The 1,738-nt window shown below is 30.2% G+C and carries 2 protein-coding genes; both read left to right on the top strand.

The features are described 5' to 3' along the window. On the top strand, nt 1-840 hold an 840-nt coding region (locus ADIWIN_RS04900), incomplete at its 5' end, for a hypothetical protein (RefSeq protein WP_235047027.1). A 136-nt stretch (nt 841-976) separates the two neighbouring features. Then, entirely contained in the window at nt 977-1,609 is a 633-nt protein-coding gene (locus tag ADIWIN_RS04895; protein ID WP_020897601.1) for a DUF4145 domain-containing protein, read from the top strand. Nucleotides 1,610-1,738 lie beyond the last annotated feature (129 nt).

Here is a 1,738-nt window from a genome sequence, read left to right as displayed (position 1 = left end):
AATAATTTGAGAAAACCATTTTACATATTAAACTTATTGATTATTCTATTAGTATTTTCTTGTGGACAAAACTCATCTGAAAAAGAACTAATCGGGAAATGGTATGAAATCAAAAATAATGGAATAACGAGATTAAATTTCAATTCAGACAGCCTAATTATAACCGACTTAAGAACTCAAACTGTAGAATGGTCAGCGGATAAATCAAAGATAGAATTTGATTACAACCTAATGTTTACCGACTCTCTTGGAAGAAAAATCAAAAAGACTGTCCTTGAATACAATTTCTCATCTACAAAAGACACATTATTTACACATATTATAGAGCCAGATAAAGAAGTAGAATTCAATCTCATTAGAGCTAATAATTATATTGATTATTTAAACAAAAAAATTGGAATTAAATTTGAACTACCAAAAGATGGTAAAAGTGAACCTATCAATTTAGAAAGTGATTATTCTCTAAAAATATTTATGGGATTTTCAAATAATAAAATCATTGGAAAAACCGAACTATCTGACAACTTAAATAATTTAGAATCTGATATTAAAATAATTAAAGATAGTCTAATAACTGGTCGACCTGAACAAGACGTTCGTAATGAAATAAGATTTCATTTAAGAGTTTTTGCTGACAAGAAAATTCCAGATTCAATGATTACAAAAAGTTTGCCTGTAACAAATAAAAGTGACATTTTTAAAATATATGATTTTCCAAGACCACCAAATGATACATTACCACTAAAAATTTACAGAATATACCAAAGTGAAGAAAGAGAAAACCTTGGCTTTATGGAAGGAAAAATAATAAAAACTATTGCCAACACTGTGTATAATTAATTGCTTTGGCAAGTGCTTATTTGGAAAATTCCTTCGGAATTTTCTCGGGTTCGTATTTGTTTACTAAATTAGTTGCTTAATCACGCAACTAACCATACACAAGACCGTTATGTGCAATTAAAACCAAAATATTAATATGTTTTACAAAATAGATGGAATAAAAAATTCAAGTACGCCTTCAGTTTCGCTTGAATGCCCTCATTGTGGCCATTTCGGAGCATTTCAAAATGTTGGAACTGACTCTGGAATAAACACAAAAGGACAAACTCATTATTTTGGACAGCGTCAGTGTCCTCGTCCGCAATGCAAAGGGCATATTTTTACAGTTAGTTTGGGAGGTAATTTGATTACTAGCTATCCACCAAGACTAATTTCTTTTGACACATCTAATATTCCAGCAAAGATTTTAGAATCATTTCAAGAAGCAATATTATGCCACGGAAATGACTGCTTAAAAGCCTCTGCAATAATGATTAGAAAAACTCTTGAGGAAATCTGTAATGACAAATCTGCAACAGGTAATAATTTGTACAAAAGACTTGAAAATTTATCAACCGCAATTGTACTTCCTGTTGAATTAAGAGAGGCAATGCAAGAATTAAGATTATTAGGAAATGATGCTGCACATATTGAAGCCCAAACTTATGATGAAATCGGAAAAGACGAAATAGAAATATCGATTGAATTTACAAAAGAGATTCTTAAAGGAATTTATCAATACGATTCATTGTTAACTAGATTAAGAAGTTTAAAAAAGAAAGAAGAATAAAAGCACATAACACCGTATAAAAATAATTGCGGTTTAGTGCTTAATCAAAGGTCGTTGCTTGTTTGTAACGTCTGATTTTCCTTCGGAAAATCCTCGCATACAAACCCGCAACTATTCTTATACATAAAC

Source organism: Winogradskyella psychrotolerans RS-3, from assembly GCF_000427335.1.
Lineage (GTDB): Bacteria > Bacteroidota > Bacteroidia > Flavobacteriales > Flavobacteriaceae > Winogradskyella > Winogradskyella psychrotolerans.
Note: the sequence above shows the minus strand (reverse complement) of the source record. Positions and strands in the feature narration are given on the sequence as shown.

Coding starts and splice junctions, on each gene's coding strand:
- ADIWIN_RS04895 (WP_020897601.1), top strand. CDS start 977: ATGTTTTACAAAATAGATGGAATAAAAAATTCAAGTACGCCTTCAGTT.